Genomic DNA, 24361 nt, shown 5'->3' on the forward strand with positions numbered 1-24361 from the left:
GCACGCCTCCGGCGCGACAGCGCCAAACGATTGTAAATGGTAGGCCAAGACGAAAAAGCCAGCGCGCTAAGCGGGCTGGCGAGTGAAAAAAATGATTGGCTGATCTGCGATTAGCGCGGATGACACAGCGCGGCGAATTGACTGAAGTAATCGGGGAAGGTCTTCGCAGTACAGCCTGGATCGCAGATGGTTACCGGCGTATCGGAAAGCGCCACCAGTGAAAAACACATCGCCATGCGGTGATCGTTATAGGTGGCTATCTGCGCCGCCTGCAACTGGGCTGGCGGTTCAATACGCAGGAAGTCTGGCCCCTCCTCCACCTGCGCGCCCACTTTTCGTAGCTCGCAGGCCATCGCCGCTAGACGATCGGTCTCCTTCACCCGCCAGTTATAGATATTGCGCAGGGTGGTCGGCCCCTCGGCAAACAGCGCGGTAGTGGCGATGGTCATCGCCGCATCAGGGATGGCGTTCATGTCCATGTCGATGCCATGCAGCCGCTCACGGCGGCAGGCGATATAATCGTCGCCCCACTCGATGTGCGCCCCCATCTTCGCCAGTACATCGGCGAAACGGATGTCGCCCTGCATACTATGACGGCCGATCCCCGTCACCCGCACCGTACCACCAGCAATGGCGGCTCCGGCCAGGAAGTAAGAGGCCGAAGAGGCATCCCCTTCCACCAGGTAGTCGCCCGGTGCCTGATAAGACTGTCCGCCACGGACGACAAAGCGCTGATAGGCCTGGTTTTCCACCGTCACACCGAAGGCCCGCATCATTGCCAAGGTGATATCGATATAGGGTTTAGAGACCAACTCGCCCAGAATGGTGATGACGCTATCCTGCGCCGCTAACGGCGCCGCCATCAGCAACGCGGTCAGAAACTGACTGGAGACCGAGCCGTCGACCGCGATCTGACCGCCACCAAAACCGCCACGTAGGCGCAGCGGCGGGTAGCCCTCTCCCTCCAGGTAATCGATCTGCGCCCCCCCCTGACGCAAGGCCGTCACCAGATGGGCGATAGGCCGCTCCTTCATTCGAGGCTCACCAGTGAGGATCACCTCACGCTGCCCCAGGCTAAGCGCCGCCGTCAGTGGGCGCATCGCCGTGCCGGCGTTCCCGAGGAATAGGGACAGTGCGCCATCGGCTGGCAAGCTCCCCGCCAGGCCCTGTACCTCGCAGCGAGTACGGCAGTCGGAGAGTTGATAACGCACGCCTAACGCTTTCAGGGCATCGAGCATGTAACGCACGTCGTCACTGTCGAGCAGATTATGGAGCCGAGTCACGCCACGGGCCTGTGCCGCCAGCAGTAAGGCGCGGTTGGAAACACTCTTCGAACCGGGAAGATTGATCTCGCCAGCAAAGCGACGGATGGGACTCAAGGTCAGGGCGGACGGCATGCTAAATCACTCCTGGGGAAAAACGGTGCCGCCATCATGGCGGCACACTGTAACGGGATGAGGTTATTTTTGTACCGTGTTTAGCGCCGACTGTCATCTAAAAACACCGCCATAAAAAAACCCCGCATCGCGGGGTTAGCGGTTACTGGCGATGGCGCACGCCGCGCCGCTATTAACCGTGACGACGAGCGAAATCGGCCATAAAGTCGACCAAGGCCTGCACACCGGCTAACGGCATCGCGTTATAGATAGAGGCTCGCATCCCACCGGCTACTTTATGCCCCTTGAGGGCATGTAACCCGGCCTGCTGTGCCTCGTCCCAAAATAGCGGGTCCAGGGCACTGTCGGCCATCTGGAACGGCACATTCATGCGCGAGCGGTTGGCCGGCGCCACGTCGTTGCGGTAAAAGTCGCTGCCATCGATGGCGCGATACAGCAGATCGGCCTTAGCCTGATTGCGACGCGCCATCTCGCCCAGTCCCCCTTGCTCCTTGAGCCATTTGAACACCATGCCGGAAAGATACCAGGCAAAGGTGGGAGGGGTGTTGTACATCGAACCATTCTCCGCCAACACCTGGTAGTCGAGGATCGACGGCACCTCGCGCCGCGCGCGTCCCAACAGATCTTCGCGCACAATCACCAACGTGATGCCGGCCGGGCCGACGTTCTTCTGTGCCCCGGCGTAGATCAGACCATAGCGACTGACGTCGATAGGCCGCGAGAGGATCACCGAGGACATGTCGGCCACCACCACCCGGTCGCCGAAGTCAGGTTCCTCATCGATGACCACGCCATCGATGGTCTCGTTCGGACAGTAGTGCAGGTAGGCGCTGCCATCCCGTAGCGTCCATTCAGCCATCGGCTTCATCGCTAACTTGCCATCGATACGGCAGGCAATATCCTGGATATGGGGATCGCAATACTTACTCGCCTCTTTCGCCGCACTCTGCGCCCAATAGCCTCCGACGACGTATTCCGCCCGAGCTGTACGCTCAGCGCCCAGTAGGTTGAGCGGTACCGCGGCGAACTGCCCGCGCGCCCCACCGTGACAGAACAGGATGCGGTAATCAGCCGGAACCTTCAGCAAGTCGCGCAGATCCTGCTCAGCCTCGGCCGCCACCTGCATAAACGCCTTGCCCCGGTGACTGATCTCCATTACCGAAGTGCCCAGACCATGCCAATTGCACAACTCCTGTTCGGCCCGGCGCAACACCTCTACCGGCAGCATCGCTGGTCCGGCGCTGAAATTATAAACCTGTGTCATCTCCCTCACCGCTCTCGCTCAAGTTCACCCGCAGGTGTTTAGTTAACAGATAGTTGGTTGTATCACCGCTAGACAGAGGCCGCAACGGTTATCACCCGCTGTCCCCATCACACCGTCGGCAATGGTGCCAAGCCCGACACGCCGTTACCGACCTTGCGCCGGGCGGCCCACGAGTAAAGGATAGTCAAAACGGGAAAGGTGGGCAGACGCAATGCCCGGCACCGGGACGTTGCTGAACCACAAATGCAACGACGGGGGACTGACGTCCCCCGGACAGATCACCGCCGCGTGATCAATACGTATTAAAGATCTGCTGGATCTGCTGCGGATTCTTGGTTTCCGTCAGCGCCAGTTGCAGCAGGATACGCGCCTTCTGCGGATTCAGGGTGCCGGAGGCGATAAAGCCATACTTGGCATCGTCAACCTCAGCATCTTGTGTCGTCGCCCCGGTCGGTACGCGCGAAGAGCGCACTACCGCTACACCATCGTGCGCGGCATTAGCCAGCGCATCGAATACCGTCTTATACATATTGCCATTACCAACACCGGCGCTGACGATCCCTTGATAACCATCCTTGACTAACGCATCAACTGGCAAGGCGCTGGCATTAGCATAGTTATAGACAATGCCGACTTTCGGCAGCGAGGTCAGCTTACTGATGTCGAAGGGGGTCTGGGTAGTATGCTTGCGCTCCGGCGCACGCTGGTAGTCGATCTTACCGTTGTGGATATAACCCAACGGGCCATAGTTGACGGACTTGAAGGTCTCGACGCCGGTGGTATTGGTCTTGGTGACATCGCGCGCATCCAGCACCGTATCGTTCATCGCCACCAGCACACCGCGATTGGCCGATGCCGGATCGGCGGCCGTGATCACCGCGTTGTACAGGTTAAACGGACCATCGGCGCTCATCGCCGTCGAGGGACGCATCGCGCCGACCAACACCACTGGCTTATCGCACTTCACCGTCAAATCGAGGAAATAGGCGGTCTCTTCCATGGTATCGGTGCCATGGGTGATGACGAAGCCATCGGTCTTGCTGCATTCGGCGTTGATCTTCTTCGCCAGTTTCAACCAGACCTGGTCATTCATGTCCTGGGAGCCGATGTTGACCAGCTGTTCACCCTTAATGTTAGCGATGTTCTTCAGTTGCGGTACCGCATCGACCAACGCCTCAACGCCCACCTTACCCGCCGTGTAATTGGACTTGGTGGCCGAGTCGCCGCCGCCGGCGATCGTCCCGCCCGTCGCCAGCACCGTGATGTTCGGCAACGCCAGCGCGGCACCGCTAAAACCGGAAACCAATAATGCCAACAGGCTAACCTTGATTAACTTCATCCCTATTCTCCTTATGTTAACTGCATGAATTATCTATTTTATCCATACAAAAAATGTGACATCAGGCAGACATAGGGAATACGTGGAGGAATAGGCTAAAAAAACGTATCATGCGCTTTTGACCCCTGCACAAAGTGACATAAATGACACAGACCTTTATCCCCGGCAAAGACGCCGCGCTGGAAGATTCGATCAGCCGCTTTCAGCAACAACTGCAAGCGCTGGGCTTTAATATAGAAGAGGCCAGCTGGCTGAATCCGGTTCCGCACGTCTGGTCGGTGCACATCCGTGACCGCGATTGCCCACAGTGTTTCACCAATGGTAAGGGCGCCAGTCAAAAAGCTGCTCTAGCCTCAGCGCTGGGCGAATACTTTGAGCGCTTATCGACCAACTACTTCTTCGCCGACTTTTATCTCGGCAAGTCAATCGCCGACGGCGATTTCGTTCACTACCCAAACGAACGCTGGTTCCCGCTGCCGCAGGACGGCAGCCTGCCCGCCGGATTACTGGATAATGATCTACGCGCGTTCTACGATCCTGCTGGTGATCTGGCCGCCCGCGATCTGATCGATCTGCAATCGGCTAACGCTGAGCGCGGTATCTGCGCCCTGCCCTTCACCCGTCAATCCGACGCGGCCACGGTCTACATTCCCGTCAATATCATCGGCAATCTGTACGTCTCCAACGGCATGTCTGCCGGTAACACGCCGAACGAGGCCCGCGTACAGGCGTTGTCCGAGATCTTCGAACGCTACGTGAAAAACCGTATCATTGCCGAGGCCATCAGCCTACCGGCGATCCCTGAGGCGGTGCTGGCACGCTATCCCCAGGTGGTCGAAGCGATCGCCACCCTGGAGCGTGAAGGCTTTCCCATCCTGGCCTATGATGCCTCCCTGGGCGGTCGTTACCCGGTGATCTGCGTAGTGTTGCTTAACCCGGCCAACGGCACCTGCTTCGCCTCCTTCGGTGCCCATCCCGACTTCGGCGTCGCGCTAGAGCGCACCGTCACCGAACTGTTGCAGGGCCGTAGCCTGAAAGATCTGGATGTGTTCGCCGCCCCTACCTTCGACGACGAAGAGGTTGCCGATCACACGAATCTAGAAACGCACTTCATCGACTCCAGCGGCAGCATCTCTTGGGATCTGTTCAAGTCCGACGCCGACTATCCCTTCGTCGACTGGAACTTTAGCGGCAACAGTGAGCAAGAATTCGCCACGCTGATGGATCTGTTCGCCCGCGAGGGGCAAGAGATTTATATCGCCGATTACGCACATTTGGGCGTCTATGCCTGCCGCATCCTGGCGCCGGGTATGTCCGATATCTATCCGGCGGAAGATCTGTTGCTGGCCAACAACAATATGGGGGCCGCCTTGCGTACCACCCTGTTGCAACTGCCGGCAAGCGCATGGGACGAGGAGCAATACCTGGCGTTGCTGGCCCGCCTGGATGAAGAAGGGCTGGACGACTTTACCCGGGTGCGTGAGCTGCTGGGCATCGTCTGCGACAGCGATAGTGCCTGGTCTACCCTGCGGGTCGGTGAGCTGAAGGCCTTACTGGCCCTGGCGGGCGGCGATCTGGAGCAAGCGCTGACTTGGACGGAGTGGACCCAAGAGTTCAATGCCTCGGTATTTAGCCCACAACGTGCTGCTTTCTATCGCTGCCTGCATACCCTACTGTTGCTGGCGATGGAAGAGGAACGCGATCCCGACCAATATATGGACGCCTTTCGCCGCCTGTACGGCGAGCAGACGCTGGAGGCTGCGCTGGCGAGTCTGAACGGCGAGCAACGCTTCTACGGCCTGACGGCGATAGATGACGACTTCACCACCCTGCCGGCCCATCGCGCCATGTTGGCCGCCTACGATAAATTGCAGCAAGCCAAACGCCGCTTCTGGCAAGACTGATATACAGCAACCGCCCCCGCGACCGCCGGGGGGCGGTTTACAGCGCACGGCAAGCCCCCTATCCTAGACGACATCGGGTCATAACCCAGGTTAACGATTAACAGCGCAGTCACATCCAATACAATATTGAAACAACAAAAACAATCATCACACACCAGGATTACCTCTATAACGATATTGATGCTTTTCTCTCTCCCTTGATACGCGTTTTTTTCAACTCATAGCGTAAAAATTAAAAAAAATTTTCCCTTTTTAATTCAATGGGTTTTAGTATTAACCCTCTGTTTTTGGGGTGTTTTTGCCACGTCCACCGCTGCTAGACATGATCCATGTCAATTTTTGCCGTATACTGCTTTGCTAGTATCACGGCGCTGATTAATCTTAAGAGAGAGTTAGTGTGAAAGCTGACAACCCCTTTGACCTACTTCTACCCGCAGCCATGGCCAAAGTGGCCGAAGATGCCGGTGTCTATAAAGCCACAAAGCATCCGCTAAAAACCTTTTATTTAGCGATCACCGCTGGCGTCTTCATTTCTATCGCCTTCACCTTTTACATCACCGTGACGACCGGGACCGCCGCCGTACCGTTTGGCCTCGCCAAGCTGGTCGGGGGGATCTGCTTTTCGCTCGGTCTGATGTTGGTTGTCGTCTGTGGCGCCGACCTGTTTACTTCGACGGTACTGATTGTGGTCGCCAAAGCCAGCGGCCGCGTTACCTGGCGTCAGTTAGGGTTAAACTGGCTGAATGTCTATTTCGGCAACTTGATCGGCGCGTTGTTCTTTGTCGCCCTCATGTGGTTTGCCGGTGAATATATGGTGGCGAACGGCGCTTGGGGACTGAACGTGCTCAAGACCGCCGATCATAAGGTGCACCATACCTTTATCGAAGCCGTCTGCCTAGGCATCTTAGCTAACCTGATGGTCTGTCTGGCCGTATGGATGAGTTACTCCGGTCGCAGCCTGATGGATAAAATGTTCGCTATGGTATTACCGGTGGCGATGTTCGTTGCCAGTGGATTCGAGCACAGTATCGCCAACATGTTCATGATCCCGTTAGGGATTGTAATCAAAAATTTTGCAACGCCGGAGTTCTGGCAAGCCGTCGGCGCTGCACCGGAACAGTTTTCAAACCTGACAGTCAGTAATTTTATTACCGCCAACCTGATCCCGGTCACCATCGGGAATATCCTCGGCGGTGGCCTGCTGGTAGGTCTGACATACTGGGTAATTTATCTACGCGGTGGCGACAAGCATTAATCGTCAGTTGTACGCGTAGTAACGGGTTACAAAAAAATCCACACGAGAAGGTAGGTGTCTAAATGACCGAACTTAATGAAAAACAAGCAGCCGCATGGGAAGGTTTCACCGGCGGTGACTGGCAGAAAGAAGTCAACGTTCGTGACTTCATCCAGAAGAACTACACCCCGTATGAAGGCGATGAGTCCTTCCTGGCCGGTGCCACCCCTGCGACCACTGCCCTGTGGGATAAAGTCATGGAAGGCGTCAAAATCGAAAACCGCACCCATGCGCCGGTCGATTTTGATACCAACATCGCCTCTACGATTACCGCGCACGATGCCGGTTACATCAACAAAGATCTTGAACAGATCGTCGGCCTACAGACCGATGCTCCGCTGAAGCGCGCGATCATCCCGTTCGGCGGCATCAAGATGGTCGAGAACTCCTGCAAAGCGTATAATCGCGAGCTGGATCCGATGATCAAAAAGATCTTCACCGAATACCGTAAGACCCACAACCAGGGCGTATTCGACGTTTACACCCCGGACATCCTGCGCTGCCGTAAATCCGGCATACTGACCGGTCTGCCGGATGCCTATGGTCGTGGCCGTATCATCGGTGACTACCGTCGTATCGCCGTTTACGGTATCGACTACCTGATGAAAGATAAGTTTGCCCAGTTCACCTCTTTGCAGGAAAAACTGGAAAACGGTATCGATCTGGAAGCAACTATCCGTCTGCGTGAAGAGATCGCCGAGCAGCATCGTGCACTGGGTCAGATCAAAGAGATGGCCGCCAAATATGGCTGTGATATCTCTGGCCCGGCTACCAACGCACGCGAAGCCGTACAGTGGACCTACTTCGGCTACCTGGCTGCCGTGAAGTCTCAGAACGGTGCCGCCATGTCCTTCGGCCGTGTATCCAGCTTCCTGGATATCTACATCGAACGTGACCTGAAAGCCGGTAAACTGACTGAAGAAGAAGCGCAGGAAATGATCGACCACCTGGTCATGAAACTGCGTATGGTACGCTTCCTGCGTACCCCGGAATATGATGAGCTGTTCTCCGGCGACCCGATCTGGGCAACCGAATCCCTGGCCGGTATGGGCCTGGACGGTCGTACCCTGGTTACCCGCACCAGCTTCCGTTTCCTGAACACCCTGTACACCATGGGGCCGTCTCCGGAACCGAACATGACCATCCTGTGGTCTGAAAAACTGCCGTTGGCATTCAAAAAGTACGCCGCCAAGGTCTCCATCGACACCTCATCCGTACAGTATGAGAACGATGACCTGATGCGTCCGGACTTCAACAACGACGACTACGCTATCGCCTGCTGCGTTAGCCCGATGGTTGTCGGCAAGCAAATGCAGTTCTTCGGTGCGCGCGCTAACCTGGCGAAAACCATGCTGTACGCAATCAACGGCGGCGTGGATGAGAAGCTGAAAATGCAGGTTGGTCCGAAATCTGAGCCGATCAAAAGCGACGTTCTGAACTTCGACGAAGTGATGGAGCGCATGGATCACTTCATGGACTGGCTGGCCAAGCAGTATGTCACCGCCCTGAACATCATCCACTACATGCACGACAAGTACAGCTACGAAGCCTCGCTGATGGCGCTGCACGATCGTGACGTGTTCCGTACCATGGCTTGCGGTATCGCCGGTCTGTCTGTTGCCGCCGACTCCCTGTCTGCTATCAAGTACGCTAAAGTTAAGCCGATTCGTGACGAAAACGGCCTGGCTATCGACTTCGACATCGAAGGCGAATACCCGCAGTTCGGTAACAACGATCCGCGTGTTGACGACCTGGCTTGCGACCTGGTTGAACGTTTCATGAAGAAAATTCAGAAACTGAACACCTACCGTGGCGCTACCCCGACTCAGTCCGTACTGACCATCACCTCTAACGTGGTCTATGGTAAGAAGACAGGTAACACCCCAGATGGTCGTCGCGCTGGCGCGCCGTTTGGCCCGGGTGCTAACCCGATGCACGGCCGTGACCAGAAAGGCGCCGTTGCCTCTCTGACCTCTGTGGCTAAACTGCCGTTCGCCTACGCCAAAGATGGTATCTCCTATACCTTCTCCATCGTACCGAACGCCTTGGGCAAAGACGACGAAGTGCGTAAAGCCAACCTGGCGGGTCTGATGGATGGTTACTTCCATCACGAAGCGTCCATCGAAGGCGGCCAGCACCTGAACGTCAACGTCATGAACCGTGAAATGCTGCTGGATGCGATGGAAAACCCGGAGAAATATCCGCAGCTGACCATCCGCGTGTCCGGTTATGCCGTCCGTTTCAACTCGCTGACTAAAGAACAGCAGCAGGACGTTATTACCCGTACCTTCACGCAGTCCATGTAATTCCCAGTCTGGGTAAAATGGCATAAAATAAAGGCTCCACCCCGGTGGGGCCTTTTTACTATTGTGCGTCATGTCGAGGGCGGCTCAGCGGTGCCATCCGCGCCACGGCGACGACATGCCGTGACTGTTTTGCCGGGCCGCTCTCCGTGCCGTTCGCCGCGAGGGAAACCGGGCAAAACAGTTACTACCATCGGCAGCAGGCCGTCTGTTATCGTCGCCCGCGCCGTATGGCTTCACGACTGCTATTGATCAGTCAATTTTGGAGATAACCCCGCAATGTCAGTAACCGGTCGTATCCATTCGTTCGAATCCTGCGGTACCGTCGACGGCCCAGGCATCCGCTTTATCACCTTCTTCCAGGGCTGCCTAATGCGTTGCCTGTATTGTCATAACCGCGATACCTGGGATACCCACGGCGGTAAAGAGGTGACCGTCGAAGCGCTGATGAAAGACACCGTCACCTATCGTCACTTTATGAATGCCTCCGGCGGCGGTGTGACGGCGTCCGGCGGTGAGGCCATGCTCCAGGCCGAGTTTGTGCGTGACTGGTTCCGCGCCTGCAAGGCGGAGGGGATCCACACCTGCCTGGACACCAATGGTTTCGTACGTCGCTATGATCCGGTGATCGATGAACTGCTCGACGTCACCGACCTGGTGATGCTCGATCTCAAGCAGATGAACGACGACATTCATAAGAATCTGGTCGGCGTCTCTAACCACCGTACACTGGAGTTTTGTCGCTATCTGGCTAAACGCAACCAGAAAACCTGGATCCGCTACGTGGTGGTACCGGGTTGGTCGGACGATGAGGCCTCGGCGCGTCTGTTGGGTGAGTTCACCAAGGATATGAAGAACGTCGAAAAAATCGAACTACTGCCCTACCATGAGCTGGGCAAGCACAAATGGGAAGCGATGGGAGAAACCTACCAGTTGAGCGATGTGAAGCCGCCCTCACGCGAGATCATGGAGAAGGTGAAAAGCATTCTCGAAGAGTACGGCCACAAGGTGATCTACTAAGCCACTCCCCACCACGGCGTCCTACGGCGCCGTGCCTATTTATCGCGACTTAGCGACTTAGCGACTTAGCGACTTAGCGACTTAGCGACTTAGCGACTTAGCGACTTAGCGACTTAGCATACGCACAAACTGGCGACTAATATGCAACAGTGCCTCGCGATCGCTGCCCGCCTTGGCCTGCATCGCCAATCCTTTCTCAAACGTGAGGATCATCAACGCCGTCTGCTGCGCCGAGCCCATCTCTTGCAACTCGCCATCGGCAATCCCCTGCGCCACCAACGTGCAAAAATTAGCAAAAAACGTCTGTCCTGCCGCATTCATTTCAGCAAAGAGCGCCGGCGGCTTCTTATGATAAGTAAACAGCTCGAACAGCAACATGCAGCCACGTGGATACGCAGGCTGGGTGATCACCTCGACAAAACGAGTCAAAAACAGCTCGATACGCGCACGGGCCGATAACCCCGGAGCCTCAATAGTGGCGATCACCTCGCTCAGATAGCGCTGGATATAACGCTCCATCACCAACGCGAAGACCTGCTCCTTCGTGCCGAAAGAGGCATACAACGTCGGCGGATTAATGCCCGCGCACTTGACGATCTCGGCGATCGAGGTCCCCTCATACCCTTGTCGCCAGAACAGCTGCAACAGCTTCTCCAGCACCTGTTCCCGATCGAACTTCTGGGGGCGACCGGCCTTCTTATTCGTCTGTGCTTTCATCCTACCACCCTACTTTTATATTTATCACTACAAAATCATTGACCGAGCTGCGCGTATTGGTAATAGTATATTGTATTAAACACTACAAAAAGGTGGTAACGATGAAATCATGCCAATACGATGGGCGCCGCGGCGAATTGATCGGCCTGCTGACCACGGCGCTGATCTTGATTTGGTTGGGGGTATTTAAATTCACGCCGACCGAGGCCGCCGCGATCAAACCCCTGGTCGAGCATCACTTTCTGATGGCATGGCTGTACGCGACCTTCAGCATCCAAACGGTATCCAACCTGATCGGTCTGGCCGAGATCGTGATCGGGGTGGCGCTGCTGATCGGCCTGAAGCAGACACGCATCGGCCTCTATGCCGGACTCGCCGCCTGCGTGATCTTCGCCGTCACACTCAGCTTTATGTTCACCACCCCTGACGTCTTCAAGGTGGTGGATGGCATACCGATTACCGAATTCTTCCTGTTTAAGGATCTGGCCTTCTTCGGCATCAGTCTCAGTAGCGTCGAACGTAACCGCGCGACGCTGGCCGCCACCACTCCGGAGAAAGCCTGATGAAAACGCGTAACGCCTGGCTCTTGATCCCCGCACTATTACTGTCGGCAGCCGTACAGGCCGCCACGGTGGAAAAGTATACCGAGGCTGCCTTTAACCAGGCTCGAGCCCGCGGCGTCCCGCTCCTGCTCGATGTGTATGCCGACTGGTGTCCGGTGTGCAAACGCCAGATGCGTGAGTTGACGCCGCTCTTCACCCAACCAGCTCAGCGCGCTACGTGCCTTTACCTCGAACGTCGATACCCAGAGGGCGGCGTTGAAGTCGTTTCGCGTCAACCAACAGAGTACCCAGAGCCTCTACCACAACGGCCAAGAGGTGCGGCGTAGCATCGGCGAAACCTCGCCCCAAGCGCTTGCCGACTTCTTGAATCATTAAGGCATGACCATGGAGATTAGCCTGTTAACCCTGGGGCTCAGCCTGCTGGCCGGCATGCTGATCACCCTCTCCCCAGCATGGCTGATTAACCTCAGCACGGCACGGTAATCCAATGAATAACCGGTAACGACAATAAGGACTTCACCATGAAAAAAATGACCATCGCCCCCCTGATCCTGCTGTTGGGCACCAGCTCTGCTTTCGCCGCCAGTCAGATCGATAGTCAACGGGCCATGACGCAACAACGTCTCGGCGCTATTCGCGTCCAGATCCCGAACGGAACACCGGAGCAAGCCGTCGCCACGCTGGCCCAGAAGGTACAGCAGCAAGGTGGTGAGTATTTTCACATCACCGGGTTGGGCACCACCGGCATGGGTAACAGCGTTACCGCCACCGCCGAAGTCTATAAATAACCACCACGGCCCCTACGGGGGCCGCTTTGCATTTCCCCGTCATCCCGCTCCCGGCTTATCTTATACATCCCGCCATTTTTTTAGGATATTCATCGGACATTACGGCTTTTTGCTGAATTATTACCCCAAGATAGCGGCAATAATTTAAGTAATGTAATGAGAGAATGGCGATTATTAGAAATTCTTCTAGTCAGTGACTTCTGTGACTTGAGTCGATACACTGTTTTTACACCGCAAGAGATTAGATTTTATTAATCAATATCTTACGCGTGAAACACTGTTTTTAAATGCTGAACTTGTGCCCACGCTTCACACCCTATTGATTGAAGCGGCCCCATCACGTTATCCCTAGGGACAGCATGGATAACGCTTTCAGGCGCAAGGTTACCGGAGGATTTTATGTCTATTGATGCAACGCTCGACCAACGCTGGCAGTATTGCCACCAGCCGCTGAGCTGGCGCCATGCCATCCATCTTGCCTGTCAACCGCTGATCAGCGATAAAAAGGTTAACGCCCATTATCCGCTGCACATCATCGACGCGCTGAAACGGGGTAAGCAGGATTTCATGGTACGCGAAGGTGTGATGCTGGTATTCGCCCAACCGCAACATGGGGTACTCAGTGAGAAGGGGGAAGCATCCGTACTCAAATGTGATAAACCGGTCGTCATGCCAGATGGAGCTGAAGTGACCCTGATTATCACCCTCTCCGCCGGAACGCAGCAGGCACTGTATGATCTGCACGCCCAGCTCGAAAACTGGCTGGAGATCAACAACGGTTTCGAACTGCTGACCCAGGCGACCAGCCAAAACATGTTGGGCGCCCGTATTCAGGCCACCCTGCTGCACTAAGTCGCCGCCCCCTCGCCGGACGAGGGGTATCAATACGTCACCCCGTACAGGCACTGTACGGGGTGAGTTATTTTAGGTAACCGGCAGCGCGGAGTGCCCCTCTGGACGGCGCAGCAGCAGTAGCAGATAACACAGCGCGATGACGGCGATAGTGACAAACATCCACTGATCAGAGAAACGTTGCATCAGCAGCGCCACTGTAGCTGGGCCGGCTAAGCTACCCAGGGTGTAGCTCATCAATAGCGCCTGATTCATCGCCACCAACTCATGGCGATCGGCGCGCTCGCACGCCCAGGACATCGCCACCGGGTAAAGCGTAAAGCCTGCGGCCCCCAAGGTGAACAGCGCGGGAACTATTCCCTGCGGACTGATTAGCATGGCCATGCTCCCGAGGATCAACATGGACACCTGCACGCGCAACACCAACAGCCGGCCATAGCGATCCGCCAGGCGCCCCACCGGCCACTGACCGAGAATACCGGCGCTGACCAGTAGCGCCATCCAATAGCCGATGCGCGCATCGCTCATCCCCTGGTGACTCAGATAGAGCGGCAGTAAGCCGTACAGGGTGCCGAGGATCGCCCCCGAGATCACACAGCCATTCACGCCCACGCGTGCGCTGCGCCGGCGCAATAACGACCAGAGCGACATCCCGCGCGCATGCGGCTGGGGACGCTCGATGTGAGCGAAACACAGCGGCAGCATCGCCACCACCATCAACGCCGTAGTCCAAGGGAGCACTTGCAATAGCGCGGTAGGGATCGCCCCGAGAGCCAACTGTCCCAGCACGGTGCCCAGGTAGTAGATGGTCATATAGGCCGCCAACAACTGGCCACGATTGGCATTGGTTCCGCTACGCAGCAAGGCGCTCTCCACGATCACCCAGATCATGGCACAACCGATGCCGGCCAGGAAACGCCACAATAGCCAGCCGCAAAACTCATTAGCCACCGCCAATGCTGCCGTCGAGGCGGCGAACAGCAGGCAGGCGTAGTAATAGCTTTGATTGAAACCGTGACGCAAAATGACCCAACCAGTCAGCAAGGTGCCAACCAGGTTACCGAGGAAATAGGCGGAGCTAACCAGGCCGACCTGCCATGTCGCCAGATGCCGTTGATCCAGCCACAGCGGCACCAAGGTATTGAGCAACGCCATGGCGACCGTCAGCAGTAAGAGTCCGCTGAGCAATGCCAGCACCGGACGAGAGAGCGAGAACATGAAAACGTGACCGAACCGACAAAAACGGGAAAAGTGTGCGCATCATGCCACTCGCGAAAAAAATGTCAATTGTTCATTAACCGTCCAGCCAAAAATGTTGCAATCTGGTAACAATCGCACTGGCCACTTTCCGTGACACTCCTTCAGTCACGCCCATGCGCAATGCCAGCCTGGAGTTGTAGATGGCCGAAATGGCAAGCGACCTTACACAAGCCACAGCCATCGCAGCGCGCCTCATCCAACTGAGGCTGACTCTGCGCGTCGAACGACAAGGCCTGTTGAGGACAGGCAAGCTGGCACAGACGACATGCGCTATAACGCCCCAAACAATGGCTGTCCAACTGCGGACGCCAAGCGGTATCGGCAGGCAACTGCGCCAACAACGCCCCATGCGGGCAGGCATCGGCGCAGGCCTGGCAGTGCTGTGTATCGCAGCCACAGACATCCACCTCCAGCCAAGCCGCGCCCTCACGCAGGGCGATCAGGCCGTAGGGACAGGCCGCCACACAAGCAGCACAACCGTCGCAACACGCCAAAAAGGCCGCCTCCGCCAACGCATAAGGCGGTCGCCCACAGGCACGCTGTACGGGCGCATGTAACGCCTGGCGCTGTACCTGACGCCCGCCTCCCAATAAGCCACGCAACAACCCGCGCCGGCTGACGTGACGATGCGTCATCCAAGCCCGGTAGTAGCGTTCATCGCGCCGTTCGCTCATCAGCGGTACAACTTCACGTCGACATCGGCGAGGGCGAGCTGGCGTTGCCAGGCGTGTAATGTCAGCGCGCTCAACGCCGCCACGCCCTGATAGAAGGGGTGATCCGCCGCCTGACTTAGCAACGTCAGATAGCGCCCGCTCCAGGGCAGCAGGTGTTGTTGCAGCAAGGGGGCCAGCAGTTGCGGCTGTCCCTCAGCCAACCAAGCCACCAATAGCAACAGCAAACCGATATGATCCTCCGGCTCACGGCTATCTGACTGCCAGTCGATTCCCTGCGCCCGCATCCACTGGCGTAGTGCCAGAGTCGAGTCGCCAAACAGCACGCTTTCACGATCCAAGTAGACCGATCCCCAAGGCGGTGCCGCCAGGGCATGCGGTCCGATAAACAAACGTTGGTGCGCTTCGGCCAGGGACTCATCCGCCGGTGCGGCCAGCAGCGTAGCGCAATGCTCACGTTGTGCTGGCGTGCCATAGGGCCACCGCCGCACCTCCTGCGGTTGGCGTAACACCGCCACCAGCGGCGCGGCCTGTTTACTCTCTGGTGCGCTGTACAGCAGGGCACCCAGCACCCGCGCCGTCAGCGCCATATCCTGTAATTGTTGCGGTGATAACATAGCAATCCTTACACCTGGGGCGGTGCCAACGCACCGCCCCCCTTCTCGTCCATTAACCGGCGATGGCGACGCCAACGGTCATATGCAGGCCATAAAACACGCCACGCCCCACTAACTCACCGGCCAGCACCAGCATCAATGCCAGGATCAAGCCGGCGATCGATGGGATCTTGCCGCGCAGTAACGGGTATAGCCAGCACGCCAATCCCAACGCCAGCAACACGCTGCGCAACGCCAGTAACCCGGCGTAATCAGGCACCAACGCAGAGGCCTGTTGCACCGAACTGTGGATGGCGGCCAACCCGCTGCCCTGCATCCCGCCCGCGACTACGCCTACCAACGCAGCGCAGCAGGCGATCGGCGGCAGCAGGCGCAGTGAACCGGGAGCCATATCGACCGACAGCAGCAACAGGTAGCCCAGCAGCGCGCCACCGACCAGCATGGTGACAAAGAAGCTGAGGGTGGTGTAGCCCGTGTACCAGGTCGGCACCGTATCGATCAGGTAGACCCGCGTCATCGACCAGACGAACAGCAGCGCCAACGCCATGGTCGACATCAACCACAGGCGCCCCAATGCCGCTGGCATCTTATTCAACACGGCCAACAGCCAATACAATCCCCCGGCGGCGAAGAACAACGAACCACACAAGATCTCGTTACTCAGCGCGGAGGCACCGACCCGCGCGAGCGCATTGACGGCGCGCTGCGGCGAACCAAGGTGCATCACCGATGCCACGAAAGCGATGGCCAGCAGCAACCACAGGAAGAACATACGTCCCTGAATGCGCAAGGCGCGCCCTGCGTCTAAGCGGCCACACAATAACGCCAACGCCATGACAATAAAGGCACCAGCAACGCTCTGCCCTAATACCGTGAAGATCATCAACGGCCATTCATGCCATCCCATACCCATCTCAGACCTCCTTCGGATTCGCCAGATAGCCGCAGGTATCCCCGACCGGGCGGCTGTTGGCATTCGGTTTCAGCACGATATTCGGCCGGGTGTAGTGCGCCGCCGGCAGCGGTGCCACGGCGGCGAGATCACCATAGCGGGCACGCAACTCCTCGATCGGCCCCATATCCAATGCCCGTAGCGGGCAGGACTCGACACAGATTGGCTTTTGCCCCTGCGCGACGCGCTCATAGCAACCGTCGCACTTGGTCATATGCCCCTTCTGCGCATTGTATTGTGGCGCGCCATATGGACAGGCCATATCGCAATAGCGACAACCGATGCATACCGACTCGTCCACCACCACGAAGCCATCCTCGCGCTTGTGCATCGCGCCGCTCGGACATACCTTAACGCAAGCCGGGTCATCGCAATGGTTACACGAAATGGAAAGATAGTAAGCGAACACGTCATGACGCCAGGTATCGCCGTCGGGCTGCCACTCACCACCGGCATACTCGTAGATGCGCCGGAAGTTGATATCCGGCGGGAGATCTTTGTAATCCTTACAGGCCAGCTCACAGGTCTTGCACCCGGTGCAACGGCTGGAGTCGATATAAAAACCGTATTGCGTTGTCATCAGTTACTCCTTTAAGCCTTGGCAACCTGAACCAGATTGGTGTGCGACGGGTTCCCTTTCGCCAACGGAGAGGGGCGTTGAGTGGTCAGGACGTTGATACAACCGCCGTGATCGACCCGCTCACCATCGGGGCTATACCAGGCCCCCTCACTTAGCGCCACCACCCCGGGTAACACGCGTGGCGTCACCTTAGCGTTGATGCGAACCTCACCGCGATCGTTAAAGATGCGAACCACATCTCCTTGAGCGATGCCACGCGGCGCCGCGTCCAACGGGTTGATCCACACCTCCTGCGGACAGGCAGCCTTCAGCACATCCACGTTGCCATAAGTCGAGTGGGTACGCGCCTTATAGTGGAAGCCACTCATCTGCAACGGGAACTTGCTACGCAACGGATCCTGGTAGCTTTCGAAACCGGGGCTGTAGATCGGCAACGGGTCGATGACATCGTCCGGAGCCAACTGCCAGGTGGCGGCGATCTCAGCCAGCGCGGCCGAGTAGATCTCGATCTTGCCAGACGGGGTCGTCAGCGGATTGGCCTGCGGATCGGCGCGGAACTCGCGGTAGGCCACGTGGTGCCCTTGCGGATCGCGTTGCTTGTAGATCCCTTGGCTACGGAACGCCTCAAACGACGGCAAACCGGGGATCGCCTGCTGCGACTGGGCATACAGGTGGCGTAGCCACTCTTCCTGGCTGCGGCCCTCGGTAAATTGTTGGCCGACCCCCATCCGTTTGGCGATCTCGCTGGTCATATCATAGATAGTGCGGCACTCGAAGCGTGGCGCGATAACTTGGTCGGCAAAAATCACGTAGCCCATGTTGCCGCAGGAGGCGTCCAGACAGAAGTCCATTTGCTCCGAGGCAGTGCAGTCCGGCAACAGGATATCGGCGTACTTGGCCGAGGCGGTCATATGGTTATCGATCACCACAATCATCTCGCACTTGCTATCGTCTTGCAGGATGTCGTGGGTACGATTGACCTCTGCGTGCTGATTCACCAGACAGTTGCCGGCATAGTTCCAGATCATCTTGATCGGCACATCCAGCTTCTCCTTGCCACGCACCCCGTCACGGGTGGCGGTCATCTCGGGACCGCGCACGATGGCATCGGTCCACAGGAACATCGAGATACTGGTCTTAACCGGGTTCTCCAAGGTCGGCATACGGACGAACGGCAGGCTATAGGAGCCTTCACGCGCTCCCGAGTTCCCGCCATTGATCCCCACGTTTCCGGTCAGGATCGGCAGCATGGCGATGGCGCGTGAGGTCAACTCACCGTTAGCGTGGCGTTGCGGCCCCCATCCCTGGCAAATGTAAGCTGGCTTGGCGCTTCCAATTTCACGTGCCAGCTTGATGATCCTATCCTCTGGGATGCCGGTGATCGCCGATGCCCATGCCGGAGTCTTAGCGGTCTTATCCGGTCCCTGACCGAGGATGTAAGCCTTGTAGTGGCTGTTGGCGGGCGCACCAGGCGGCAGAGTACGCTCATCGTAGCCAACACAATACCGGTCGAGGAACGGCTGATCGACCAAACCTTCGCTGATCAGCACATGGGCCAGGCCGGCCACCAGCGCCGCATCGGTTCCCGGGCGGATGGCGATCCACTCATCCTCACGCCCGGCGCCGGTATCGGTGTAACGCGGATCGATGAGGATCATCTTGGCATTGGATTTAGCACGCGCCTGCTCCAAATAGTAAGTCACCCCGCCGCCACTCATGCGCGTCTCACCGGGGTTGTTGCCGAACATCACCACCAGTTTGCTGTTTTCGATATCCGACGGACTATTACCGTCCGCCCAACCGCCGTAGGTGTAATTCAGTCCGGCGGCAATCTGCGCGGTACTGTAGTCACCATAGTGGTTAAGGTAACCGCCGCAGCAGTTCATCAGACGCGCGATCAGCGTCGCGCCGGGAGGCCAGGAGCGCGTCATGGTGCCGCCCAGCGTACCGGTACCGTAGTTCAAGTAGATCGCTTCGTTACCATACTCTTTGATGATTCCCTTCATACTGACGGCGATAGTATCGAAAGCCTCCTCCCAGGAGATACGTTTAAACTTCCCTTCGCCGCGCTTACCGACCCGCTTCATCGGGTACTTCAGACGATCCGGGTTATAGACCCGACGACGCATGGAGCGACCACGCAGACAGGCGCGTACCTGGTGTAAACCGTCATAACGATCATCACCGGTATTGTCGCTTTCGACATAACTAATCTCACCATCCACGACGTGCATACGCAACGGGCAGCGGCTGCCGCAGTTTACGGTACAAGCGCTCCAAATCACCTGCTCATCCTGCGCTGCCGAGGCGGGCTGCGAGGGTTGGGCTTCCGCCCGACACGTAAAGGGGAGCGAGAGCGCACCGCTGGCCGCCGCCAGCCCGCCGATCGCGCCGCCTTTCACCAGAGTACGCCGTGTCAGCGACGCATCTAGCAATGCCGTCCGATTGTGTTTTTTCATAGCATGCTCACTTTTATTTTGCTTTCTACTGGTTAATACGCGCTTGCCCCTCCCGATGAGAGGAGATGCCGACGCAAAGAAAGAAAACGGAATAAGGCAAAGGAGAGATCGCAATGACCCGGAATATCCAGCCCAGAGCGACAAGAGTTAAGGACCCATTAAAAATTAAAATAATCATCCTGCTAAGCAACTCCATGGCAACTCATCGCCTTGCTTAGGAGCATACGGCTTTCACCTGTTCTGCTTTTGTTTCAAATCAAAAAATATCCCGTCGGATTTCACAGAATCGGGTAAATTTTTTTTATTTTTCTTATGCGTAATTTTCTTTTAAAAAAAAGAAATTATTTAGTCTGGTGGACGGCAAAAAAACGACAGCATCACTGCGCCGCGGATCGGCCAAGAGCGTCACACGCCTCCTTTACGGATGAAGCCGGGTACGCCTGTTCCTTGCGCCTCGTCACCGGGCTGCGCGGGTCGAGTTCAGCGTGGATGTTAGCACTGAGTCAGCACGGTAAGCATGAGAGCGTGCCACAGCCTCATAGAAGGACAGCGGTAAAACCTATTCCCTACCCTAACCGGGAGACATCTGCGCCGTTCAGGCTTTCTTGCCGGTCGATCCTCATCGGCGTGGTGTAATTGCGCACTGAATAGCACTTGCGCCTCATCCCCCCCTCTCTGGACGACGCCAAAGGACCACTCCCCTATTATTTACCGTAATCGCAAGTAAGCGCTCAGGACTTTTCATCCCCCGTTAAGGACTCCCGGCGGCATTGTTATTTTGACCTTTGCCATGATCAGCACGCGCGCGGTTTTAATAAATCCAAAGGCCAGGTTAGCGCTAACGCTGTGGGGCAAATATTACCGCCATACTCGCCTCACCGAGGCTTTCACAACACAAAAAAAAGACCCCGCCAAGCGGGGTCTAATGGGATACAGAACGAACGCACTTAACCGATATATTCCAGGCCATTCATATATGGGCGCAAAACTTCCGGTACCTGAATGCGGCCATCGGCCTGCTGGTAGTTTTCCATTACCGCCACCAGCGTACGCCCCACCGCCAAGCCGGAACCGTTCAGAGTGTGCAGCAGACGCGGTTTTTTGTCTTCCTTGCTGCGGTAGCGCGCCTGCATACGGCGTGCCTGGAAATCCCACATGTTGGAGCACGAGGAGATCTCACGGTAGGTGTTCTGTGCCGGAACCCAGACTTCCAGATCGTAGGTCTTGCTAGAGCCGAAGCCCATGTCACCGGTGCACAGCAGCACCTTACGGTACGGCAGGTTCAGCAGTTGTAGCACCTTCTCGGCATGGCCAGTCAGCTCTTCCAAGGCCGCCATGGAGTCTTCCGGGCGCACGATCTGCACCAGTTCGACCTTGTCAAACTGGTGCATACGGATCAGTCCGCGAGTATCGCGGCCATAAGAGCCGGCCTCAGACCGGAAGCACGGCGTATGCGCCGTCATCTTCAGCGGCAGATCACTCTCGTCCAAGATCTCACCACGCACCAGGTTGGTCACTGGCACTTCGGCGGTCGGGATCAACGCATAGGTGCTGCTATCGGCTTCTTCTTCCAGTGGACGAGTGTGGAACAGATCCGCGCCGAACTTCGGCAACTGGCCGGTACCGTACAGGGTATCGTGGTTCACCAGGTACGGGACATAGGTTTCCAGGTAGCCATGCTGCTCAGTATGCAGATCCAGCATAAACTGCGCTAGGGCGCGGTGCATGCGGGCAATCTGACCTTTCATCACCACGAAACGGGCCCCAGTCAGTTTCACCGCCGCGGCGAAGTCCAGGCCGTCGGCCATCTCACCCAGGGTCACATGATCGCGCACCTCGAAATCGTAGCTGCGCGGCTCACCCCAACGGCTGATCTCCAGGTTATCGTTCTCATCTTTGCCGATCGGGACAGAGTCGTCCGGCAGGTTCGGAATGGAGAGCGCCAGATCACGGATCTCCTGCTGGAGCTGATCCAACTCAGCCTTGGCGGCATCCAGCTTTTCACCCAATTCATTGACTTCACGACGCAGCGGCTCGATATCCTCACCCCGGGCCTTGGCCGCACCGATGGATTTGGATCGCGAGTTACGCTCAGCTTGCAGGGATTCCGTCTCCACCTGCAACACTTTACGGCGTTCTTCCTGTTGACGCAGTGTGTCAACATCCAGTTTGTAGCCTCGGCGAGCCAGTTTTTCGGCGACTGCGTCTAGCTCATTACGCAGCAGATTGGGATCTAGCATGCTAATCCTGTGAATTATTGAGGGGTTTTAATAAACTCATACACTGAGGCGGCCATCGCGATGGCGGCAACGCACTCAATGCAAAGCGGATTTCTTCATAACCTTACCGCAATGAATGGGTTAGCGGTAGCGTTTTGTCGGGCTATTTTGATCCTGCTCAGCGAGCCAGGCCAGCTTCTCGCCGATCTTGCCCTCCAAGCCACGCGAGGTCGGCTGATAATAACGCGTCTGCGCCATTTCCGGCGGAAAGTAAACTTCACCCGCTGCGTAGGCGTTGGGCTCGTCGTGGGCGTAACGGTACTCTTCACCCAGCCCCATCGACTTCATCAGCGTGGTTGGCGCGTTGCGCAGATGGGACGGTACGTCATAGTCCGGGCGCTCCTTAGCGTCGCGCAGAGCCGCCTTAAAGGCGGTATACACCGCGTTGCTCTTCGGTGCACAGGCCAGATAGACAATGGCCTGGGCAATGGCACGCTCACCCTCGGCCGGGCCGACGCGGGTGAAACAATCCCAGGCGGCGATCGCCACCTGCATCGCGCGCGGATCGGCGTTGCCGACATCCTCCGAGGCGATAGCCAACAGGCGACGCGCCACATACAACGGATCGCCCCCCGCCGTGATGATACGAGCATACCAGTACAGGGCGGCGTCCGGCGCCGAGCCGCGCACCGACTTATGCAACGCGGAGATCAGATCGTAATAGCGATCACCATGATTGTCGAAGCGAGCGCTGCGCTCGCCAGAGACCGCGCGCAGCAGATCCAGTGTCAGCCGACGCTGCCCCTGGTCATCCGCCTCGGCCATATCCGCCATCATCTCCAGCGTATTCAGCGCCCGACGCGCGTCGCCGTTCACCAGTTCCGCCAAGGCATCACGCGTCTCCTCCGGCAGTTGCAGCTCCTGACCACCGTAGCCACGCTCACTATCGCTCATCGCCTGCTGCAATACCTGGACGATATCTTGCGCCTCCAGCGCCTTGAGCAGATAGACTCGCGCCCGCGATAGCAGCGCCGAATTCAGTTCGAAGGAGGGATTCTCGGTGGTGGCGCCGATAAAGGTGATGGTGCCATCCTCGATATGCGGCAAGAAAGCATCCTGTTGGCTCTTGTTGAAACGGTGCACCTCATCGACGAACAGGATGGTACGCCGCCCGATATCACGATTCTGCCGCGCGCGCGCGATCGCCTCGCGGATTTCCTTGATCCCCGACGTCACCGCCGAGATGCGCTCCACCTCGGCATGCGCGTAACGCGCGATCAACTCCGCCAGGGTAGTCTTACCCGTCCCCGGCGGCCCCCACAAGATCATCGAATGCAGATGGCCGGCCAAGATGGCGCGCGGCAACGGCTTGCCCGCCGCCAGCAAATGACGCTGACCGATATACTGCTCCAGGGTCTGTGGCCGCATGCGCGCGGCCAACGGTTGAAAGGTATCCTGGGCGAAGTCAAGGGAGAGATTACTCACGATCGGCGTCCTGGGCTTATTTCTGGCGCTGATCGTCCAGCGTCACGCCCGGAGGGGGCGTAAAGCGGAACTTGGCCGCATCCACCGCGCCGTTCTGCTGACGCTTCAGGGTATAGACGCTGCGCTGGCCATCCTGCTCAACGGCGCTGAAACCGTTAATGGTGCCATCCGGCAACACGGTGATGGTAAATTTCTTCAGGTTGTTTTTGCTGTTCTTCGGCGTCAGATCGAAGGTATTACCCTGCTGGGTCACGTTGTACTGCGCCCATTCACTGGCATCGTTACGGGTGATCAGCATAAACGGCGTATTGCTGGTGGCGCTGTTCAGCCAGGTGGCCGTGACTTGCTCGACGAACGGGTTATAGAACCACAGGGTTTTGCCATCGGAAACCAATACACTCTCATCCGGCGAGATCATGTGCCAATTAAACAAGTTGGGGCGCTTCACCCACAGCTCACCCTCGCCCTGCTGGACCGCCGTACCGTCCGCCGTGCTGACGGCTTGGGTAAAGCTGGCATGGAAACTATTGACCTTGTTCAGCCGGCCTTGCAGATCGCTGCTTGGCGACGCCAGAACAGAGGCCGACATCATGCCGCTCACGACAACACAGCAGGCAACTAACAGCTTTTTCATCGGAATGATTACCTTCAACAAGAATAAGTTCAGCCTGCCCGGA

General features: G+C 57.3%; 21 protein-coding genes. 8 read left to right on the forward strand and 13 right to left on the reverse strand.

Translation table 11 applies throughout. From position 1 onward, the window contains the following. Positions 1-110 precede the first annotated feature (110 nt). The 3 genes from aroA to ansB form a co-directional block, all read right to left on the reverse strand. Positions 111-1397, reverse strand: a complete 1287-nt coding sequence (aroA, locus tag EHO01S_RS01790) for a 3-phosphoshikimate 1-carboxyvinyltransferase (RefSeq protein ID WP_024522344.1) — start codon at positions 1395-1397, stop codon at positions 111-113. Positions 1398-1569: 172 nt separating this feature from the next. Beyond that, the gene (gene serC / locus EHO01S_RS01795) at positions 1570-2661 is read right to left on the reverse strand and encodes a 3-phosphoserine/phosphohydroxythreonine transaminase (RefSeq protein ID WP_024522345.1); all 1092 of its coding nucleotides are present in this window, start codon (positions 2659-2661) and stop codon (positions 1570-1572) included. 292 nt (positions 2662-2953) lie between these two features. After that, positions 2954-4000, reverse strand: coding sequence for an L-asparaginase 2 (ansB, locus tag EHO01S_RS01800; protein ID WP_024522346.1), 1047 nt, complete (start codon positions 3998-4000; stop codon positions 2954-2956). Positions 4001-4143: 143 nt separating this feature from the next. Between ansB and ycaO the strand changes: the two genes are divergently transcribed. The 4 genes from ycaO (at position 4144) to pflA (ending at position 10521) form a co-directional block, all read left to right on the forward strand. After that, on the forward strand, positions 4144-5904 hold the full coding sequence (gene ycaO / locus EHO01S_RS01805; protein WP_024522347.1) for a 30S ribosomal protein S12 methylthiotransferase accessory factor YcaO: 1761 nt from the start codon (positions 4144-4146) through the stop codon (positions 5902-5904). A gap of 397 nt (positions 5905-6301) precedes the next feature. Then, positions 6302-7159 (forward strand): formate transporter FocA, encoded by an 858-nt coding sequence (gene focA, locus EHO01S_RS01810; RefSeq protein WP_035370173.1) that lies wholly within the window; start codon positions 6302-6304, stop codon positions 7157-7159. Between the two features lie 62 nt (positions 7160-7221). Continuing rightward, complete coding sequence (gene pflB, locus EHO01S_RS01815) at positions 7222-9504, forward strand: formate C-acetyltransferase (protein WP_024522349.1); 2283 nt, start codon at positions 7222-7224, stop codon at positions 9502-9504. Between the two features lie 276 nt (positions 9505-9780). Continuing rightward, entirely contained in the window at positions 9781-10521 is a 741-nt protein-coding gene (gene pflA / locus EHO01S_RS01820; RefSeq protein WP_024522350.1) for a pyruvate formate lyase 1-activating protein, read from the forward strand. Positions 10522-10626: 105 nt separating this feature from the next. On the opposite strand, the gene EHO01S_RS01825 is transcribed toward pflA, so the two are convergent. Beyond that, the gene (locus EHO01S_RS01825; protein ID WP_024522351.1) at positions 10627-11238 is read right to left on the reverse strand and encodes a TetR/AcrR family transcriptional regulator; all 612 of its coding nucleotides are present in this window, start codon (positions 11236-11238) and stop codon (positions 10627-10629) included. A gap of 101 nt (positions 11239-11339) precedes the next feature. Between EHO01S_RS01825 and EHO01S_RS01830 the strand changes: the two genes are divergently transcribed. From EHO01S_RS01830 to EHO01S_RS01850, 4 genes are all read left to right on the forward strand, one after another. Beyond that, a complete protein-coding gene (locus EHO01S_RS01830; RefSeq protein ID WP_024522352.1) occupies positions 11340-11801 on the forward strand; it encodes a DUF417 family protein in 462 nt (153 codons plus the stop codon). Beyond that, positions 11801-12127: a thioredoxin family protein gene (locus EHO01S_RS17360; RefSeq protein WP_232238232.1), complete on the forward strand. Its 327-nt coding sequence runs from the start codon at positions 11801-11803 to the stop codon at positions 12125-12127. Before EHO01S_RS01830 ends, EHO01S_RS17360 begins: the two co-directional genes overlap by 1 nt. Before the next feature lie 195 nt (positions 12128-12322). Further along, the gene (locus EHO01S_RS01845) at positions 12323-12589 is read left to right on the forward strand and encodes a YdgH/BhsA/McbA family protein (RefSeq protein ID WP_024522353.1); all 267 of its coding nucleotides are present in this window, start codon (positions 12323-12325) and stop codon (positions 12587-12589) included. Between the two features lie 399 nt (positions 12590-12988). Next, on the forward strand, positions 12989-13441 hold the full coding sequence (locus EHO01S_RS01850) for a PTS sugar transporter subunit IIA (RefSeq protein ID WP_024522354.1): 453 nt from the start codon (positions 12989-12991) through the stop codon (positions 13439-13441). A gap of 72 nt (positions 13442-13513) precedes the next feature. Here EHO01S_RS01850 and EHO01S_RS01855 read toward each other — a convergent pair whose 3' ends face one another. From EHO01S_RS01855 to lolA, 9 genes are all read right to left on the reverse strand, one after another. Then, complete coding sequence (locus EHO01S_RS01855) at positions 13514-14659, reverse strand: MFS transporter (protein WP_024522355.1); 1146 nt, start codon at positions 14657-14659, stop codon at positions 13514-13516. A 143-nt stretch (positions 14660-14802) separates the two neighbouring features. Further along, positions 14803-15375, reverse strand: coding sequence for a 4Fe-4S dicluster domain-containing protein (locus EHO01S_RS01860; RefSeq protein WP_024522356.1), 573 nt, complete (start codon positions 15373-15375; stop codon positions 14803-14805). Then, entirely contained in the window at positions 15375-15989 is a 615-nt protein-coding gene (dmsD, locus tag EHO01S_RS01865; RefSeq protein WP_024522357.1) for a Tat proofreading chaperone DmsD, read from the reverse strand. The genes EHO01S_RS01860 and dmsD overlap by 1 nt, the downstream gene beginning before the upstream one ends. A 52-nt stretch (positions 15990-16041) precedes the next feature. After that, positions 16042-16902 carry a DmsC/YnfH family molybdoenzyme membrane anchor subunit gene (locus EHO01S_RS01870; RefSeq protein WP_024522358.1) on the reverse strand — a complete coding sequence of 287 codons (861 nt, stop codon included), beginning with the start codon at positions 16900-16902 and terminating at the stop codon, positions 16042-16044. A gap of 1 nt (position 16903) precedes the next feature. Then, a complete protein-coding gene (locus EHO01S_RS01875) occupies positions 16904-17521 on the reverse strand; it encodes a DMSO/selenate family reductase complex B subunit (protein ID WP_024522359.1) in 618 nt (205 codons plus the stop codon). A gap of 11 nt (positions 17522-17532) precedes the next feature. Continuing rightward, a complete protein-coding gene (dmsA, locus tag EHO01S_RS01880; RefSeq protein ID WP_024522360.1) occupies positions 17533-19980 on the reverse strand; it encodes a dimethylsulfoxide reductase subunit A in 2448 nt (815 codons plus the stop codon). 947 nt (positions 19981-20927) lie between these two features. Continuing rightward, positions 20928-22220 carry a serine--tRNA ligase gene (serS, locus tag EHO01S_RS01890; protein ID WP_024522361.1) on the reverse strand — a complete coding sequence of 431 codons (1293 nt, stop codon included), beginning with the start codon at positions 22218-22220 and terminating at the stop codon, positions 20928-20930. 120 nt (positions 22221-22340) lie between these two features. After that, positions 22341-23684 carry a replication-associated recombination protein A gene (locus EHO01S_RS01895; RefSeq protein WP_024522362.1) on the reverse strand — a complete coding sequence of 448 codons (1344 nt, stop codon included), beginning with the start codon at positions 23682-23684 and terminating at the stop codon, positions 22341-22343. A gap of 16 nt (positions 23685-23700) precedes the next feature. Then, positions 23701-24318, reverse strand: a complete 618-nt coding sequence (lolA, locus tag EHO01S_RS01900) for an outer membrane lipoprotein periplasmic chaperone LolA (RefSeq protein WP_024522363.1) — start codon at positions 24316-24318, stop codon at positions 23701-23703. Positions 24319-24361 lie beyond the last annotated feature (43 nt).

It is taken from the genome of Edwardsiella hoshinae NBRC 105699 = ATCC 33379, assembly GCF_000474215.1.
GTDB classification, from domain to species: domain Bacteria; phylum Pseudomonadota; class Gammaproteobacteria; order Enterobacterales; family Enterobacteriaceae; genus Edwardsiella; species Edwardsiella hoshinae.

What these genes read in the sequence shown, in the direction of transcription:
- aroA (WP_024522344.1), bottom strand. Translation starts at nt 1,397, where the DNA reads ATGCCGTCCGCCCTGACCTTGAGTCCCATCCGTCGCTTTGCTGGCGAG.
- serC (WP_024522345.1), bottom strand. Translation starts at nt 2,661, where the DNA reads ATGACACAGGTTTATAATTTCAGCGCCGGACCAGCGATGCTGCCGGTA.
- ansB (WP_024522346.1), bottom strand. Translation starts at nt 4,000, where the DNA reads ATGAAGTTAATCAAGGTTAGCCTGTTGGCATTATTGGTTTCCGGTTTT.
- ycaO (WP_024522347.1), top strand. Translation starts at nt 4,144, where the DNA reads ATGACACAGACCTTTATCCCCGGCAAAGACGCCGCGCTGGAAGATTCG.
- pflB (WP_024522349.1), top strand. Translation starts at nt 7,222, where the DNA reads ATGACCGAACTTAATGAAAAACAAGCAGCCGCATGGGAAGGTTTCACC.
- pflA (WP_024522350.1), top strand. Translation starts at nt 9,781, where the DNA reads ATGTCAGTAACCGGTCGTATCCATTCGTTCGAATCCTGCGGTACCGTC.
- EHO01S_RS01825 (WP_024522351.1), bottom strand. Translation starts at nt 11,238, where the DNA reads ATGAAAGCACAGACGAATAAGAAGGCCGGTCGCCCCCAGAAGTTCGAT.
- EHO01S_RS01830 (WP_024522352.1), top strand. Translation starts at nt 11,340, where the DNA reads ATGAAATCATGCCAATACGATGGGCGCCGCGGCGAATTGATCGGCCTG.
- EHO01S_RS17360 (WP_232238232.1), top strand. Translation starts at nt 11,801, where the DNA reads ATGAAAACGCGTAACGCCTGGCTCTTGATCCCCGCACTATTACTGTCG.
- EHO01S_RS01845 (WP_024522353.1), top strand. Translation starts at nt 12,323, where the DNA reads ATGAAAAAAATGACCATCGCCCCCCTGATCCTGCTGTTGGGCACCAGC.
- EHO01S_RS01850 (WP_024522354.1), top strand. Translation starts at nt 12,989, where the DNA reads ATGTCTATTGATGCAACGCTCGACCAACGCTGGCAGTATTGCCACCAG.
- EHO01S_RS01855 (WP_024522355.1), bottom strand. Translation starts at nt 14,659, where the DNA reads ATGTTCTCGCTCTCTCGTCCGGTGCTGGCATTGCTCAGCGGACTCTTA.
- EHO01S_RS01860 (WP_024522356.1), bottom strand. Translation starts at nt 15,375, where the DNA reads ATGAGCGAACGGCGCGATGAACGCTACTACCGGGCTTGGATGACGCAT.
- dmsD (WP_024522357.1), bottom strand. Translation starts at nt 15,989, where the DNA reads ATGTTATCACCGCAACAATTACAGGATATGGCGCTGACGGCGCGGGTG.
- EHO01S_RS01870 (WP_024522358.1), bottom strand. Translation starts at nt 16,902, where the DNA reads ATGGGTATGGGATGGCATGAATGGCCGTTGATGATCTTCACGGTATTA.
- EHO01S_RS01875 (WP_024522359.1), bottom strand. Translation starts at nt 17,521, where the DNA reads ATGACAACGCAATACGGTTTTTATATCGACTCCAGCCGTTGCACCGGG.
- dmsA (WP_024522360.1), bottom strand. Translation starts at nt 19,980, where the DNA reads ATGAAAAAACACAATCGGACGGCATTGCTAGATGCGTCGCTGACACGG.
- serS (WP_024522361.1), bottom strand. Translation starts at nt 22,220, where the DNA reads ATGCTAGATCCCAATCTGCTGCGTAATGAGCTAGACGCAGTCGCCGAA.
- lolA (WP_024522363.1), bottom strand. Translation starts at nt 24,318, where the DNA reads ATGAAAAAGCTGTTAGTTGCCTGCTGTGTTGTCGTGAGCGGCATGATG.